Below are 15,480 nucleotides of genomic sequence, written 5' to 3'. Positions count from 1 at the left end.
ATCACTTAGACTATTTTACACGGAGTTATATATTCTGCGGTCCATAAAGCTAATGCTTTTTGCAATTCAAGAAATACTAAGTCGCCTTTCTTTAATTCCATACTGTTTATCACAGTGTTAGTATCAACTTTGCATAATATCTTACCGTTATTGAAGATTAAATTTCCACTCAAGAGAGAGATATATAGTTCCTTAATTTTATCCAGAATGTTAAACACAAATTCATCGAATCCTTTACCTTTCTGATTATCTTCAAGATATTTACCTAACCTAACTTCAAATAACGACTCCGCGAGTTCTTCATATACTTTTATCTCATTCTTATGAACTTCATCATCGTAACTTATTCTTATCTTAGCTAACGTTTGAGAGATCTTCTGAATATCTGAAATTAGAATTTCAGTAGGATTTTCTGTCGATATTTCTTTATTTAGGAGTTCATCTAACATATAATTTCACTTCTCCTAAACCTTTTAAATGAGCATAAACACCTAATGATGCAGTTAACTTAATAGGAATTCCCCTAGAGAGTTCCAAAGTTTCTCCTAATATTTGAAATTTACCAGATATGTAGGGTAAAAAAGTGACATAACCCGAAAAAGGAGATAAAGATTCAGAGAATTCAAAATTGCCTTCTATTTTCCTTACAAGCAAACCTGATTTACCGTGTATTGAATTAGGAATTCTGAATAATCTTTTTACATCTATAGTTACTTCTTCATCTACTACAGTTCCTTGTATCCCTCTAGCCTTTCTTCCTGCCCAACCTGGATCTGTTGATAAAGCTGAAGAGTACTTTGGAACTCCTATTCCTTTAATATAATCTACAATTTCTTTTCTATCGTCTGAGTCAAGTAAGGCGCAATCACCGCTACACTTTACATAAACGTGGAAACCTCTATTTCCTGAGAAATATAATTCCGGAGTCAAGCCGAAGTCTTCCTTTAGAATATCTCTGATTATTAAAGTATTTTCTAACGCTTTATTTATACATTCTGTTGATATCTCAACAAATTCTATAGTTTCGGCATTATCTTTAGGGCATTTTTCACCTTCTACTTCTGCTCCACATACTGGGCAAAAATTAATTTTCCTTACTTCACACAATTCGTCGGCATCTATATCAAACTGTAAATCGGCTCCCATCCATCCTTTCTCATCCATTTCTTTTGCTGACGGAATTTGATATTTTGCAGTAGAATAAAATAAGTGCAATGGAACATTTTCAAGTAAAAAATTCTTTAATTCTAAAGCAGAGGAAAAAGATAGGTGTCTAACGTAAGTATCCTTACCAAAGGGTTGAAGGGCAAATTCCCTTAATTCCACGTCTTCTGGAAGCTCAAGTTCTGCCTTATCGTAATATGATTTAAATAACATTAGAATAATTTTATTCAACTCTTGGAGCAATATAGAACTCACCATAGCCTCCTTGAGGAAGTTCGTAGTGAAGCTTTAGAGGAATTTGAGAGCCGAAATACAGCTCCATAGTGTCTGAAGCTTTACCCATTTTTGTGGTATTTAGAACGTATTCCATACCGTAAGTGGATTTTGCGTCATTACCACTAGCCTCTAATAGCGCTCCATTATCTGTGGAAAGTTCTACTTTAGATTCTCCCATATCACCCTCTACAGATAGGTATAATTTGCCTCCTTCTGAACTAACAATCAATGTGTCTCCCAAATCTGCCAAACCATACATGACGTCAGAGAAAGTTACTGTAAGTAGTTTTGCCTTGAACGGAAATTCTAAATTAAGAGATGGATTTTTCTGCTCTTCCATAGATAGTAAAGGTAGTGTGAAAATTCTCTGAAATGACCCTTCTATTACTATCTTAAGGTTACTTCCTTCAGCTTCAAAGCTTAGTGTATCGTCTTTCCTTACTCTTGAAAGTACAGAAGACAAATCTTCTAAATTTACACCTATTACTTCCTTATCTTTTGAGTCATAGTTTTCAAAATATCCTGCAGGCAAAAATATATCTAGAAACACTACTCTTGAAGGATCTATTCCGTTTATCCTTATTCCATCGTTTGTTGAGACTATAGCGCCTTCATCCATGAACTCTGATACTGTTTTTATTATATATACAAACGCAGGAGCGTCAAGAGCCTTGAATTTCATAATTAAGAATAGTAAATCTAAAGTTTAAAACTTGTTAAGCTCAAAGTCTAGGAGAGTTCTCTTCTGTTAAATAATCTTCTCCTCCTGCGAATATCCTTTGTAATTCAGCATAAAGCTCATCAAGGCCTTCGTCAGTTGTAGATGAGATAGGAACAGGAGCAGAATCAAGGCTTTCTATCAAAGTTCTTATAAGTTCGAAGGAGTAATCATCCACTTCTCCTAATCTATCTATGAGTTCTTCTCCGTTACTCCAAGTTTTTATTTCCTCCAACTCTTTAGGAGTTAAAAGGTCTATTTTTGACAACACGTTAACTTGTGGCAAATTCATCCTAAACCTTATTGCACTAGATAAAAGCAATAAAGACACGTAAGTTCTAGCTTCTTTAGCTAAGAAGGAATCCATTAAGAATATGTTAGCTGCTTTATTATCGCCAACTATAAGTGAGGAAATTAATCTTCCGGTATCTCTGTACGCGAAAAGCTCAACTTGCCCTGGAGTATCTATCAAAACGTAATTTGCCTCTATTTGGCTTACCTCATTTTTTATTTCAACAGCTTTTGCCATTAAAAGGTCTATAGAAGCTATCAATGAAGAGTTAGGGCCTAATCCGTATTTTTCCATTACTTCAAAGGCATCTACGTAATCTCTAACATCGAAGTCTGGAGTATATGGTAGCTTTTCAACTGCGGGATCTAAGTTTATTACTGCAGTATCAAGTTCTTGGTCAAGAAGATAGTCCTGAAATTCCTTTACTAAAGTTGTTTTACCTGAACCGGCTGTTCCAGTGAAGAAAATATAATACATTATATTAACTTGACTTTTAATCTTAAAAACTCTGTCTAACACCTTATAACTAATGATTATTATAGGAGGACCGGCCTCAAACGGAATAGACGAAAAACTTTCAGAAATGCTTAATGTAAAGCTTATCAAAGCTGAACATAAAATATTTCCAGACGGAGAGTCTTATATTAGAATTCCAGAAACCGTTAGAGGGGAAGAAGTTGTAGTAGTTCAATCGACTTACTATCCTCAAGATAAGCATTTAGTGGAATTACTTCTAATGATAGAGGCTGTAAAAAACTTAGGCGCAACCAAGATTATTTCTATAGTACCATATTTGGCTTATGCAAGGCAGGATAGAAGGTTTAAAGATGGAGAAGCTTTAAGCCTCAAGATCGTCTTAAGTCTTATTTATGAAAGTGGAAGTGATGAAATAATTACTGTGGAGCCTCATAAGCCCGATGCCATCATCTCTTATTTTAAAGGTAACGTTAAGATTGTAGATCCTACTCCTGCTTTAGCTAGAGAAGTTAAAAAGGAAGTAGAAAATCCTTTTATTCTAGCACCAGATAGGGGAGCTTTAGAAAGAGCAGAAAGGCTAGCCAAAGAGTTAAACTCACCTTATTCTCACATTGAGAAGGAAAGAGATAGGACTACTGGGGAGGTAAGGATTAAGGAAGCTCCCAATCTTGATCTGCACAATAAGGATGTAGTTCTGATAGACGATATAATAAGTACTGGCGGAACTTTGGCCCAAGCTTCCCAGCTTTCCTATAATTTAGGTGCTAGAAAAGTGATAGCTGCTGCAACTCATGTATTGCTGGTTAACGATGCGTATGATAAACTTACAAAATCTGGAATAAAATCCATTATAGGGACTAATAGCATTAAAATTGAAAATAATAACGTTAAAGTTGCTGATATTTCAGATCTTATAGCTGTCAAACTATGAAGTACGCTATATTGAGTGCAGATGAGCTTTTCATCTCCATGGCAGAGCTTAAGGCTCTGTTAAAGAGACCTTTTTCTTATCTTACTGGGTTAGCATTATTTGAAGGAAATGTAAAAAACATTGCAAAAAGATCTTCTACAATTAAGGCAATAGGAGAAGTTTTAACAATTTCAGATGATCCTAGAGAGATAAATGAAAAAATAAGGGGAAAATGCTTTAGCGTAAAACCTAACGTTATTATGAATTCAGATAAGGACGTATTTCCTGCCCTCTATAAAGAAATAATCAAAGGTACGAAATTCGGTAAAAATTGTGATAAATTGGATCTAATATTTACTGATGGTATTATTTTAGCAGGCATTAGAGAAGAAGAAAGGGATTCAAAAAGCCTTCAAATCCATTCTAGAAAACCTTATTCTCAGTCTGGAACTATGGATGCTTATACTTCAAGACTTTTAGTTAACTTAGCTAATCCTGAGAAAACAATTCTTGATCCTTTTATTGGCGTAGGTTCTATATTACTTGAAGCTTCTTGGATGGGTTATAATTGTATAGGAGGGGATATTGATAATAAAATGATTGAGAAAACAGAATATAATCTAAAATATTTTAACTATGAATGTAGGATAATTCAAGAGGATATAAGTAACTTCCCTATTAGGGAGAATTCCATAGATGCAGTAATTACTGATCCTCCTTACGGTAGGTCTGTAAATGCAAAAGATGTAAAATTCGAGGAACTATACGAGTCTCTTTTCTTCACTTCTGCAGGGATTCTAAAGAAAGGAGGGAAACTGGTTTTTGCCACAGATTCTAAGTTTGATTGGAGGGATAAGATTAAAAGTTCAGGGCTAAAAGTTGATTCTATTCATTTTATTTACTTGCATAAGAGCTTATCGAGAGGAATATACGTGGTGGAAAAACCGTGATAGAAGTTTATTTTATAGGCACGGGCGGCGGTGCGCCCTCTAAAAGAGGTCTCCCTGCGTTCTTAGTAAGAAGACAAGGGTTTAATGTTTTGTTGGATTGCGGAGAAGGTACTCAGATAACAATGATTAACCACAGACTTAATATTATGGCAATAAATCTCATAGCAATAACTCATCTTCACGCAGACCATGTGCTTGGTTTGCCTTCATTAATTCAAACTCTGGGAATGTACAGTAGAAAAGATAGATTGTACATAATGGGCGATGTAAAAGACCTTTTGAATAAAACTTTTGAAGAAACTTACTTTGAACCACCTTTTAAAATACAATATATTAACAGTTATGAAGATAATGAAGTTAAGATTACTCCATTCAAGACATGCCACGTAGTTAAGTCTCAAGGGTATTTAATAGAAGAAAAGGATAGGAAGAATATTGATATGGAGAGGTTAATGAAAGAGGGTATAAAGGATTGGAGAATTATTAGGGAACTAAAGGCAGGAAAAGAGGTTGTATTTAACGGTAAGAAACTATATCCTGAAGATTTTCTAATAACAAGAAAAGGGTTAAGAATTGCTTATACTGGAGATACTGCGATTTGCGATAGTGTAATAAATTCTGTTAAGGGTGTAGATTTGTTACTTCATGATTCCACGTTTTTAGATGATATAGATGCAAAGGAATATGGACATTCTACTGTTACTGATGCAGCTACTGTAGCAAAAGAAGCAGGAGTAAAAAGGTTAGCTCTTGTTCACATTAGTGGAAGATATAAGGATGCTAGAATTATGGAGGAAACAGCACGAAAGACGTTTTGGAAATCCTTCCTACCGGAAGATTTATCTTATTATATTTTGAAAGATTAATCCTCAGGGATCTTATTTTCCCATAAAGGACGACCCTTTGCAGTTCTAGGAGCTAGCCAGTCTACAACCTCATTAGGTTTTTTATGCTCTATATAAAATGAAATTGGACCGAGAGGAGATTCTTTTTCATCGTCAATAAAGGAGATAACACCTATTGCCGCAGCTTGTTTGTGGAGCATAAATGAAATTGAATCATCTGAAATTCCTCTCCTCAAATATTTTCTTGCAACATCTAATATTTTCTCTTCTCTTAATGTATCATGAAATTTTTGTAAGCTCTTCAGGGTTCTTGATTCTTCTATAATTACAGTAATATAATCTCCACGTTTTTCTCTTGTTATTTTTTCATAGTCAAAGAAATTCACTATAGCAGTCAAAACTTTTGCCTCATCCTCTGAAGGTCTAACTTCTGCAGTTACGATAATTTTTGTCATTTTATAATCCTTAATATAACTTCTTCTGCTCTCTTCTTAAATTCGTCTATTGTGGAGTCATTAATTATCATGTAATCTGCAAGGGCTATTACTCCGCCTATTCCTAACTTTATCTCATCAAGGTCTCTTCTCCTTAAGTCACTAACGCTCTTGGAATCGTCAGATCTCATCCTTGCCATCATTCTTTCGTATCTTATTGAAGGGGGAGAATGAATTGCGATTATTATAGGACTGCCTAATCTCTTAAATTCATCAACTTCTGCAAGGCTTCTTACTCCCTCGAAAGCAACCCTGCCCATGTTAGGTGTGATTTCCTCCATTGACAGTCTTGCTACTACTCCGTCTCCATATATTTCTCTAATTCTTTTAGCGAAGTCCATCATTCTCTCTCCTATTTTTGCATCTTTTTCGTACCTCTTTCTCAAGACGTCACCCATGGAGATTATGTAAAATCCTTTTTCTTTTAACACGTTAGCAAAGAGTGTCTTACCTGATCCAGGCATTCCAGTTATAAGAATTACATTAATTAGTGACCACCATTTTCTTCTTCATAGTGGTTTAAAAGCATGAGGTTATTCATTGCAATAAAAGTTCCACAATTTCAAAAACTGAACGAAATCTATAATGAAATTAAATTAAGTGGAGCTGATATAAAGCTTGTAGAGGCAGATAATATACATATAACCTTAATTTTCCTCGGTGAGGTACTTGACAATAAAGTAGATCTAGTAAAAGAAGCCGTTTCTTCTCTTCAATTTAATAAATTTAAAGTTGTAATGAAAGGAATGGGAACTTTTCCCAGTATTACAAAGCCAAGGGTGATATGGGTAGGAATTTCAGAAGGTTTTCCTCAACTTAAGGAAATAAGGTCTTTCCTTTTAAAAGAACTTAAAAATCGAGGAATAAGGCCAGAAGACGAGAAGGAATTCGTTCCTCACATAACCTTGGGCAGGGTTAAAGGTCCCTCAAATCTCCTCAATTTATCAAATATTATTAAGCAACATTATGATGACTATTTCGGAGACTTTATAGTTGATAAAGTTATACTTTATAAGAGCACCTTAACGCCTAAAGGTCCTATTTATGATGAGATACTGGGAGTGACAGGAAAATGATCGATGAAATTCTCAAAAACGTTTTGTATAAAATCAAACCAACAAAGGAAGATGAAGACGAAATTAAGCAAATAGTAAACGAAGTTCTTGAAAGGCTTAAAGGATTAGACGCTGAAATTCATGGATCTTTTAGAAAAGGAACCTGGTTAAAGAATGATGCTGATGTAGACGTATTTGTATTCTTTCCAAAAAGTGTAGGAAAGGAATACGTATCTACTGAGGCAATTAAAATATTAAAGGATAGATTGGCAGATTTCAATATTACGATGGCCTATGCTGAACATCCTTATCTTATTGTTAGTCATAAAGGATTAGAGATTGATATAGTTCCTGCATTAAAAATTGAGGAAGGAGAGAAGCCTATTACAGCAGTGGATAGGACTCCTTTCCACACGGAATTTATAAATTCTCATTTAACTGAAGAACAAAAGGATGAAGTAAGGTTATTAAAGAGGTTTATGAAAGGAATTGGAGTTTACGGAGCCGAAATAAAGATTAGAGGATTTTCAGGCTATGTTAATGAGTTACTTGTAGTAAAGTTTGGTAGCTTTCTAGAAGTATTGAAGGACGCATCAAAATGGAAACCTCCTGTTAAAATACTAATTGTGAAACCAGAAAAGGAATTTAAATGTCCTCTTATCTTACCAGATCCAGTAGATCCTTCAAGAAATGCAGGTGCTGCAATCTCCCTTAAGAAATTAGCAGAATTTTCAATAGCTGCTAGGTATTTCCTTAAAAATCCTTCAGAGAAATTCTTCTTTCCTCCCGAGCCTTTAGGTGACAAAATAAAAGGAGACATCTTAGTTACTAAGATAGAAATTTTAGATGATAATGTAGTAGAAGATTTACTTTGGGGTCAAGTAAATAAATCTACTGAGAAAATATTTAATTTACTAAAAAATTACGGGTATAGAATTATGGACATTCAAGCTTATGGAAATACAAGGAATATCGTATTCGTATTGCAGTTAGAAAGCAAAGAAATAGGCGAGTATAAGCTAAATCAAGGGCCTCCATTTTATATGGATTTAGATGATTTTATCAGTAAGAACGATAATGTGTGGGTAGGAGATGATGGAAAACTTTATTCAATTAAAGAAAGAAAAAGTGAGAAAATTGAGGACATTGTTAAATCTTCTATCTCTCTTAAATATAATTATAAGGCTGTTGAACAATATTGGTTAGATAGGGAGCCAAAGGAGCCATGCTTAAAAGCCTTCCTGAGGAAAACTCCAAGCTGGTTGAAATAAGGAATTTTATTTATCCAGCTTACTCCAAGGAAGTAGAAAAGGAGTTGAAGAGCGCAGGAATCTGCTATGCTTATTCTTTTGGCAGAGTTAATCTAGGTAAAGTTAGCGTTATAGGTAAAGGAAAGACGGGAATAGTTGTTTATATAGGTGAAGGTAAGGTAGCTAAGATAAGGCGTACTGATTCTCCTAAGAATAGTTTAGATTTAGAGGCAAAAATTCAAAGCGTCTCTTATCCTTCAGCTCCTAAGGTATTCGATTATGGCGTTAATTATATTGTTATGGAGTATGTAAATGGTAGAGGGCTTACTAGAACTGATATAAAATATTTGGAAGACTTACTATTTAGGGCTAAGCATTTAGAGAATATTCATGTACAACATGAAGAGATAGCAAGACCTTGGAAAAACGTTTTAGTTACTCAATCAAGGACTTATATTATAGATTATGATTCTGCCTCAATAAAGGAAAGATCATTGAATGTAACTAAAATATTATCTGCTTTTGGATTTTATCAATTAGCTGAGAAATATAAAAGAAATGAGATAGGTTTTGAAGAAATTATTGATTTTATTAAGAAGTAGCCAAAACAGCTTTTTTCTTTAATGCGATTTTAATTTCGCTTAAAGAAGGTACTCCTAAAGGATGTCCGCATTTTGGACATTTCCCTCCGTATATTGATTTTATTTCTGATGGAGTCCTTACACCGTAAAAGTCTTGTCCTACTTTTTCAAATCTATATAGTTCATATCCGCAATTTTTGCAAATGTATCTTACCGGAATTTTACAACACCTAAAACTACAATATGCTGAAAAGCAATTTATATTAACTCCTAGAGTTTTGACAAGAATATTATGAGCGTATTACAACGCTTTCGAATAGTTTAATACTTTCGGGTATCCCTCTCTCTCAAAGTATTATATGGGGAATGATTTTTAAATGAAAATGTAACAACTATAATTGGGGCCGTAGTCTAGCTAGGACTAGGATGCCAGCCTGGGGATAAATCCCTAACCACCAGAACGCTGGTGGTCCCGGGTTCAAATCCCGGCGGCCCCATATTAGGGGATACCCCTAAAACCCCAATTTCTTTCATTTTCAGATATGATTCAGCAACATCAATTAATGGACCTACGTAAGTCTCTTTCGTCTTACCGTTCTCATTCTCTAATTTGTAAACATAATACCGCCCTTTTCTTTCCCTCAAGATATAATTTATATCTACGTTGCTTTTTATTCAACTACCGTCTCTATATTTTCAAAATATTTCTATTTTTAAATTTCCCACACTTTTAGTTTATCTCTGCTATAACAATTAAGTACTGAAAGAAGATAATAATTCGAGAATCTTATTGTTATCTCTTAAATCTAAGGTATCTTAGTAGGGTGGATAACCTCCTTGTGACGAATATCCCCCTCCTGGATAACCTCCTTGAGCTGGAGGTGCACTACTTACTACTTGTGCTACGAAGTTGAGTAGTTGATCTTCCCCGGTATATTGTTGGTACACATGATATGCGTCAAAAGCAGTCCCTCCTAATCCAAGTATGCTTAATAGTTTATTGTGTAGCATTTCATCACTAAAGAATGAGAAACCTCCGCCCATTGCTAATGGTACTAGATCTTGAATCCAGTTAGCCACGCCTGTTTCAACAGTTACCATGCCTTGTCCTTGACAGACTCTTATAGTATATGCTTTGTTTGAATCAGTGAAATAGCCTAATAAGCTAGAATGTTTAGCTTGAATTACTGCCATATTCTGACTTATCATTGGATTAACTTGAAACCCTCTTCCGGTTAAGTAAGAGGATATCTGTTGTCCTACGTATTGCATGTCTATAGGATACTGAATAGGTACTGTCATTGTTTTTCCTCCTAATCCTATAGAACCTCCGCAAAGGGCTGATCCGAATGTAGGTTGTTGTCCAAAGAATGGAAATCCCATAAAGATATTTATGGTTATCTAATATATATTCTTGCTAGTAGTATAATAAGGTGAATTTTAATATGCTTTTTCATTATATTCTATTTTTATAGTTAATAATCGTGGAACAATGTTTATTGTAGTAATATAGCTAAATATGTCCCTATTATATTTCTTTTTAGTCTGAAAATCTAAAGTCCATATAATTTTAATTCTTAAGTGCTCTCTAACTTCTTATGATCTTTAACGTTGCTCTCATTAGCTTGATTAAGGTCTAAAGATAATATAAATACTAGTTAATATCCAGGCATCTCGTACTCTCTGAGACTTTAAAGGACAAGGTCTTCTCCTTGCGGGCGATATGTGTATAACGTGGATATTTTGACCTTATAAATTATAACTAAGTATATGTTATGTGTATGTAGTAAAATCTTTTTCAAATTTTTAAGCGGTAAAATTATTAGTTAGGCTACTGTCAGTTAACAGAATCTTTTTATTGCTTACATCATTAAAGTAAATAGTTTTCATGACTATAAGGTTATATCGAAGTATAGTTTATAATGTACTATAACTTAGTTCTAAGTTATTACCATAATTATCCTTATATCATTAGACATTTACCTTAATTCGAACCATAATTTACGTCTATAATTCTCATAAACACATATATAACAATATTGACACATTCTTTTTTGATTCGCTTTGATTATTAAGGCGTATTTACCATTGCCTAAACAGACAGATTCAGAATTTTGGACAGTTGATAAAATAGAGCATATTAGGCACTTAGCCACAACTGGTAGGCCTTACAAAATTTTAGAAAAAAGAAGAAACAGTTTAAGAATATTGGATAGAATAGAATTTAAAAATATAGAAGGAAGATTAGTTGAAAAGCCTCTAGCTAGTACGCACCTTACATTTTCTGGAATAGAGATGTCGACTCCCCTTTACCTAGGGGATATGTCTTACGGAGCATTAAGCGGAAATCCTAATATTGCAATAGCCAAAGCTGCAGATTTAACAGAGACTTTAGCCGGAACAGGAGAAGGTGGTCTTCATCCTGAAGTTGCAAAACATAAGAGGATTTTCGTCCAGTGGGCTTCCGCTAGGTTCGGTGTAGATATCGATGTATTAAATGCAGGGCTAGGAGTAGTAATAAAAATAGGTCAAGGTGCAAAGCCTGGTATAGGAGGTCACCTTCCAGGAAGCAAGGTAACTAAAGCAATTTCCCTCACTAGGAGGATTCCTGAAGGTATAGATGCAATATCTCCAGCTCCTCACCACGATATATACTCGATAGAAGATCTGGGGCAGAGGATAGAAGCTCTAAAAGAGGCTACCGGAAAGCCAGTTTTTGTTAAAGTTGCAGCAACAAATTATATTCCTTATATAACTTCGGGAGTAGCAAGAATGGGGGCTGACGGAATAATAATAGACGGCCACGGTGCCGGAACTGGAGCTACGCCAGAAGTTATAAGGGATAATCTAGGTATTCCTATAGAGCTTGCAATAGCCTCAGCAGATAGTGTATTAAAGAAGGAAGGATTGAGGGAAAAGTTTACAATAATTGCAGCGGGTAGGATTTCAGACGCAACTGATGCAGCAAAACTGATAGCATTAGGCGCAGATATTGTGAGCGTAGGTACTGCGGCACTAGTTGCTATGGGCTGTGTAATGGTTCATAAGTGTCACATAGGCTCTTGTCCAACAGCGTTGACCAACAAAATAGACGGAACCAGGATATTCGAGACTGAATTTGGAGTAAAGACTTTAGTTAATTTTGTTAACGGATTCTCATTAGAGCTTGCAAATATCCTAGACAATTTGGGTTTTAATTCAATTCAGGAATTGAAAGGGAGAAGGGATCTGCTTTATGGTTTAGGATTATCTAGGGACGTTTTATCCATTCTGGGCATAGAAGGCGAGTCTGAGGAATTAAATCCAAAGCTGGGAGAGCTCTGGAATAAGAGGAGAAAGTTCCATTTACACGAGTTAATAAACAAAGGTGAGCCAACAATTACAAGTATGGGAAGTACATCTCCTCCTGACGTTGAAAAGCCTGCAAGAGTATTGGATTGGTTAAGGACTGATGGAGCGCAAGTTACTAGACCTCCTATAGATCCTTATAGGGAAGATATTGATACGAGTTTTCTGCTTAACAAAGGAAAGGTTTACTTGTCCTTGCCTGTAATCTTTAACGTGATAGGTTCTTCTAAGGAAATTGCAGAAAGCCTTAGTTGGGCTTCTTACGCTCTAGGATCAATGATATTTACTGACGAGACTGTAGCGAAGTATTCCGAAATAAGCTTCAGCAGTGATGGTAAAGGTAAAATAAACTGGAGTTATAATATTGAAGAAGGTCATTATTTAGTTTTGAAGTCTGAGGATGAGGTAGAGGAACTTCTGGTAAATAAAGGAATTCTTGGTTTTATAATTGATGAAGACATGCTTAATGAAGACTTAGAGGTAATGGTTTCCGACGTTGACACGAAGCTTAAGGAGGCAGGAGTAAGGAATAAATTTGATATTATTGCAAAGTCCTCAAAATTAAGGGATTCCGCAGACGTGTTTAAACTAGTAGCATTAGGATCAGATACAGTCATTATGCCTTATCAAATCCTAGAGATTGCAATAGGTGAGGGAAGCAAAGGGAATTTAAAGGAGAGAGCTTTCAATTTAATTTCTGGTATAAAGAAGGAGATTGCGTTAATGGCTGGAGCCGCAGGGATCTATAGTGTTCAATCTTCACTTACTGGAAATAGAGAGTTGCTTAGGGCAGTTAATTTGAACTCCTATATTGCTAGGAGAATAAGGGTTAAGCAGGCTGGTTCCCTATGATCAGTCCTTCTGGATGTGGAGTCTTTGGAATATTAAGGAAGAAGGATGCCCCTAAAATTAAGGGAAAGGATGTCACTAATGCTATTGACATTGTAAGGTATAGAGGTAGTGATAAAGGTGCAGGTTTTGCAGTATTTAACCTTAAGGAGGGAAATTCTTACTACGTTAAGGCATTTTACTTCGGAGACGGAGAAGAAATAAAGAGGGAAATAGAGGATCAGGGCATTAGGATAAACAGTCTTCAGGAAAAATATATAGGAGAACTATGTGACTGCAATTTTGAAATCTCCTTAGGGAGCATAGCTTCACTAAAGAAAACTGTGAGGAATATAAATGAGATACTGTGGAACAACGGAAAGAAAGGGAGAATATATAGTGCAGGAAGGTCTCTTCAAGTATATAAAGGAGTTGGGTATCCTGCAGATATAGCAAGGCAGTATAATATTTACGACGTAGAGGGAGACATGTGGATTGCTCATACGAGACAACCTACAAATTCTCCCGGAAGTTATCCTTACTGGTCTCATCCGTTCTCAGCATTTGATGTGGCAATTGTTCACAACGGGGATGTAAGCTCCTTCGGGGCTAACGTTGAGTTTTTACAGTCTAGAGGTTGGGGAGGTTTCGTAGGTACAGATAGTGAGGTAATGGCGTTCCTTTTTGAGGAGCTAATAAGTGAAGGGCTAAGTGTAGAGGAAGCAACAAGAATACTGGCAAATCCCTCTAGGAGGTTTGGAAAGCTAAACGTAGGAGAGGACTACATTTACAGAAATGCAAGACTTGACGGGCCTTTTACTGCTATTATAGGTTATAATTCTGGAGAAGATTTGTTCATGTTAGGAATAGCTGATAGAGCTAAGTTCAGACCGGTTATTATAGGTGAGGACGAGAATTACTACTACATTGCAAGTGAGGAAAACCAAATTAGACTATTAAATCCTAACGCAAGAGTTTGGACTTTAGAGCCAGGCAACTATTTCATAGCTTCCTTGATTAAGGGTTTAGTAAACGCAGGCCGTGACGTCATCAAGCTCTCGTCTTTTTCTACTCCTACATTTCATGCTGAGAAGTTTGATATAGATGCTAAAGGATTGGGGTATAAAGACGTTAATAGGGCAATAATGGATGTTGCTAAAACTGGAAAGAAGGAAATTACTGTAATAAACCTTTTAGGTCACAGATTCATAGGCATGAACTTTCCTAGAGCCGGGCTTAAACTAAGCCTTTACGGTGTTGTAGGTAATGCGATGGCTAACTTGAACGAGAATAACGTATTTCACGTTTACGGCAACGTTGCTGACGATTGTTGTGACACAATGCAGGGAGGAAAAGTTGTGATCCACGGTGATGCAAGAGATGTCTTAGCTCAAACTTTTCAAGGAGGTTACATTTACGTTAAAGGCAATGCTGGCAATAGAGTAGGAATTCAAATGAGGGAATATATGAATAAAAGACCTTACTTGGTTATAGGCGGTATGGTTGATGACTACTTAGGCGAATATATGGCAGGAGGAGTAATTCTAGTTCTAGGCTTGGGAATTAAAGGAGAGCCTGTAGGTAATTATGTGGGTTCTGGGATGGTAGGAGGAAGAATTTATATTAGAGGTAAGATTAATTCTGAAAAGATTGGTCTACAGCCTAGCAGGCAGGAAATTGTTAGGTTCCTCAAGGCTTTACTGCTAGAGAATATGATTTCTGAAGATGAATATAACGAATTAAAAGATATGCCTTACGTGGAGGTTGTAAAGAAGTTGGATGGAGAGGCTAAGAAATATGCTCAAAAGCTGTTTGAGGAGAAAGTAGGGATTCCAATATATGAGTATAGAGAGTTGTCAGAAGAGGAAATTAAAGAGTTGACTCCAATAATTAAGGACTACGTTACTGAGACTAATCAGAATGAGGAGATTGTTGAATTACTTAAGGAGAAGTATACAGTAGTTACATCGTCCTTACATAAGTGATTTATTTTTAGAAATTTCCCTTTGCATAATTCGCTGTTACTTATAATGTTAAGGATTTAATTAGAGCTAAATGAAGTTTCTTCTCAGTACGGTTGCTCAAATAACAATGAGCTTTCCTAAATATTTAAAAGACTGTAATTCTAAATATTTAAATATACTTCGAAACAATTTGTTAAAAGATAAGGTAAGTTATTAAATACGATGAGTATATCTTAAGAGAAAGGTAAAGAAGGTATTATGTTTACAAATAAGAGGATGAAAACGATAAGATGAGGTAAACTTACGTCGCTCCATTAATTGACGTTGT

The 15,480-nt window shown here is 35.5% G+C and carries 16 protein-coding genes and 1 tRNA gene; 9 read left to right on the top strand and 8 right to left on the bottom strand.

What is annotated here, in order from left to right; translation table 11 throughout:
• Positions 1 to 5: 5 nt before the first annotated feature.
• From HS5_RS13285 to HS5_RS13270, 4 genes are read right to left on the bottom strand one after another with little or no spacing between them, the layout of a single operon-like run.
• The gene (locus HS5_RS13285; RefSeq protein ID WP_236751845.1) at positions 6 to 449 is read right to left on the bottom strand and encodes a hypothetical protein; all 444 of its coding nucleotides are present in this window, start codon (positions 447 to 449) and stop codon (positions 6 to 8) included.
• On the bottom strand, positions 439 to 1,422 hold the full coding sequence (priS, locus tag HS5_RS13280) for a DNA primase small subunit PriS (RefSeq protein ID WP_236751844.1): 984 nt from the start codon (positions 1,420 to 1,422) through the stop codon (positions 439 to 441). The genes HS5_RS13285 and priS overlap by 11 nt, the downstream gene beginning before the upstream one ends.
• Complete coding sequence (locus HS5_RS13275) at positions 1,388 to 2,122, bottom strand: DNA polymerase sliding clamp (protein ID WP_236751843.1); 735 nt, start codon at positions 2,120 to 2,122, stop codon at positions 1,388 to 1,390. The genes priS and HS5_RS13275 overlap by 35 nt, the downstream gene beginning before the upstream one ends.
• Positions 2,123 to 2,162: 40 nt before the next feature.
• Positions 2,163 to 2,927, bottom strand: coding sequence for an ATP/GTP-binding protein (locus HS5_RS13270; protein WP_236751842.1), 765 nt, complete (start codon positions 2,925 to 2,927; stop codon positions 2,163 to 2,165).
• A 52-nt stretch (positions 2,928 to 2,979) separates the two neighbouring features.
• On the opposite strand from HS5_RS13270, the gene HS5_RS13265 reads away from it, so the two are divergent.
• The 3 genes from HS5_RS13265 to HS5_RS13255 are packed head-to-tail and all read left to right on the top strand — an operon-like array spanning position 2,980 to position 5,653.
• Positions 2,980 to 3,858 carry a ribose-phosphate diphosphokinase gene (locus HS5_RS13265; RefSeq protein ID WP_236751841.1) on the top strand — a complete coding sequence of 293 codons (879 nt, stop codon included), beginning with the start codon at positions 2,980 to 2,982 and terminating at the stop codon, positions 3,856 to 3,858.
• Positions 3,855 to 4,787, top strand: a complete 933-nt coding sequence (locus HS5_RS13260) for a TRM11 family methyltransferase (RefSeq protein ID WP_236751840.1) — start codon at positions 3,855 to 3,857, stop codon at positions 4,785 to 4,787. Before HS5_RS13265 ends, HS5_RS13260 begins: the two co-directional genes overlap by 4 nt.
• Entirely contained in the window at positions 4,784 to 5,653 is an 870-nt protein-coding gene (locus tag HS5_RS13255) for a ribonuclease Z (protein ID WP_236751839.1), read from the top strand. The genes HS5_RS13260 and HS5_RS13255 overlap by 4 nt, the downstream gene beginning before the upstream one ends.
• Here HS5_RS13255 and HS5_RS13250 read toward each other — a convergent pair.
• Positions 5,650 to 6,087: an RNA-binding domain-containing protein gene (locus HS5_RS13250; RefSeq protein ID WP_236751838.1), complete on the bottom strand. Its 438-nt coding sequence runs from the start codon at positions 6,085 to 6,087 to the stop codon at positions 5,650 to 5,652. The two genes, HS5_RS13255 and HS5_RS13250, sit on opposite strands and share 4 nt — an antisense overlap.
• Positions 6,084 to 6,614 carry a nucleoside monophosphate kinase gene (locus tag HS5_RS13245; RefSeq protein ID WP_256445593.1) on the bottom strand — a complete coding sequence of 177 codons (531 nt, stop codon included), beginning with the start codon at positions 6,612 to 6,614 and terminating at the stop codon, positions 6,084 to 6,086. Before HS5_RS13245 ends, HS5_RS13250 begins: the two co-directional genes overlap by 4 nt.
• Positions 6,615 to 6,653: 39 nt before the next feature.
• Between HS5_RS13245 and thpR the strand changes: the two genes are divergently transcribed.
• The 3 genes from thpR to HS5_RS13230 are packed head-to-tail and all read left to right on the top strand — an operon-like array spanning position 6,654 to position 9,033.
• A complete protein-coding gene (thpR, locus tag HS5_RS13240) occupies positions 6,654 to 7,202 on the top strand; it encodes an RNA 2',3'-cyclic phosphodiesterase (protein WP_236751836.1) in 549 nt (182 codons plus the stop codon).
• Positions 7,199 to 8,452 carry a CCA tRNA nucleotidyltransferase gene (gene cca / locus HS5_RS13235; protein ID WP_236751835.1) on the top strand — a complete coding sequence of 418 codons (1,254 nt, stop codon included), beginning with the start codon at positions 7,199 to 7,201 and terminating at the stop codon, positions 8,450 to 8,452. The genes thpR and cca overlap by 4 nt, the downstream gene beginning before the upstream one ends.
• Positions 8,407 to 9,033 carry a serine/threonine protein kinase gene (locus HS5_RS13230; RefSeq protein ID WP_236751834.1) on the top strand — a complete coding sequence of 209 codons (627 nt, stop codon included), beginning with the start codon at positions 8,407 to 8,409 and terminating at the stop codon, positions 9,031 to 9,033. The genes cca and HS5_RS13230 overlap by 46 nt, the downstream gene beginning before the upstream one ends.
• Here the strand turns inward: HS5_RS13230 and HS5_RS14600 are convergent.
• Entirely contained in the window at positions 9,023 to 9,232 is a 210-nt protein-coding gene (locus HS5_RS14600) for a hypothetical protein (RefSeq protein WP_346729569.1), read from the bottom strand. The genes HS5_RS13230 and HS5_RS14600 overlap by 11 nt on opposite strands.
• Positions 9,233 to 9,412: 180 nt before the next feature.
• Between HS5_RS14600 and HS5_RS13225 the strand changes: the two genes are divergently transcribed.
• Positions 9,413 to 9,509 (top strand) — tRNA-Pro (locus HS5_RS13225).
• Positions 9,510 to 9,828: 319 nt separating this feature from the next.
• Here HS5_RS13225 and HS5_RS13220 read toward each other — a convergent pair.
• Complete coding sequence (locus HS5_RS13220; protein WP_236751833.1) at positions 9,829 to 10,395, bottom strand: hypothetical protein; 567 nt, start codon at positions 10,393 to 10,395, stop codon at positions 9,829 to 9,831.
• Between the two features lie 681 nt (positions 10,396 to 11,076).
• Between HS5_RS13220 and HS5_RS13215 the strand changes: the two genes are divergently transcribed.
• A complete protein-coding gene (locus tag HS5_RS13215) occupies positions 11,077 to 13,212 on the top strand; it encodes an FMN-binding glutamate synthase family protein (protein WP_236751832.1) in 2,136 nt (711 codons plus the stop codon).
• A complete protein-coding gene (locus HS5_RS13210) occupies positions 13,209 to 15,173 on the top strand; it encodes a glutamate synthase (protein ID WP_236751831.1) in 1,965 nt (654 codons plus the stop codon). The genes HS5_RS13215 and HS5_RS13210 overlap by 4 nt, the downstream gene beginning before the upstream one ends.
• Positions 15,174 to 15,480: the final 307 nt, after the last annotated feature.

It is taken from the genome of Acidianus sp. HS-5, assembly GCF_021655615.1.
Lineage (GTDB): Archaea > Thermoproteota > Thermoprotei_A > Sulfolobales > Sulfolobaceae > Acidianus.
Note: the sequence above shows the minus strand (reverse complement) of the source record. Positions and strands in the feature narration are given on the sequence as shown.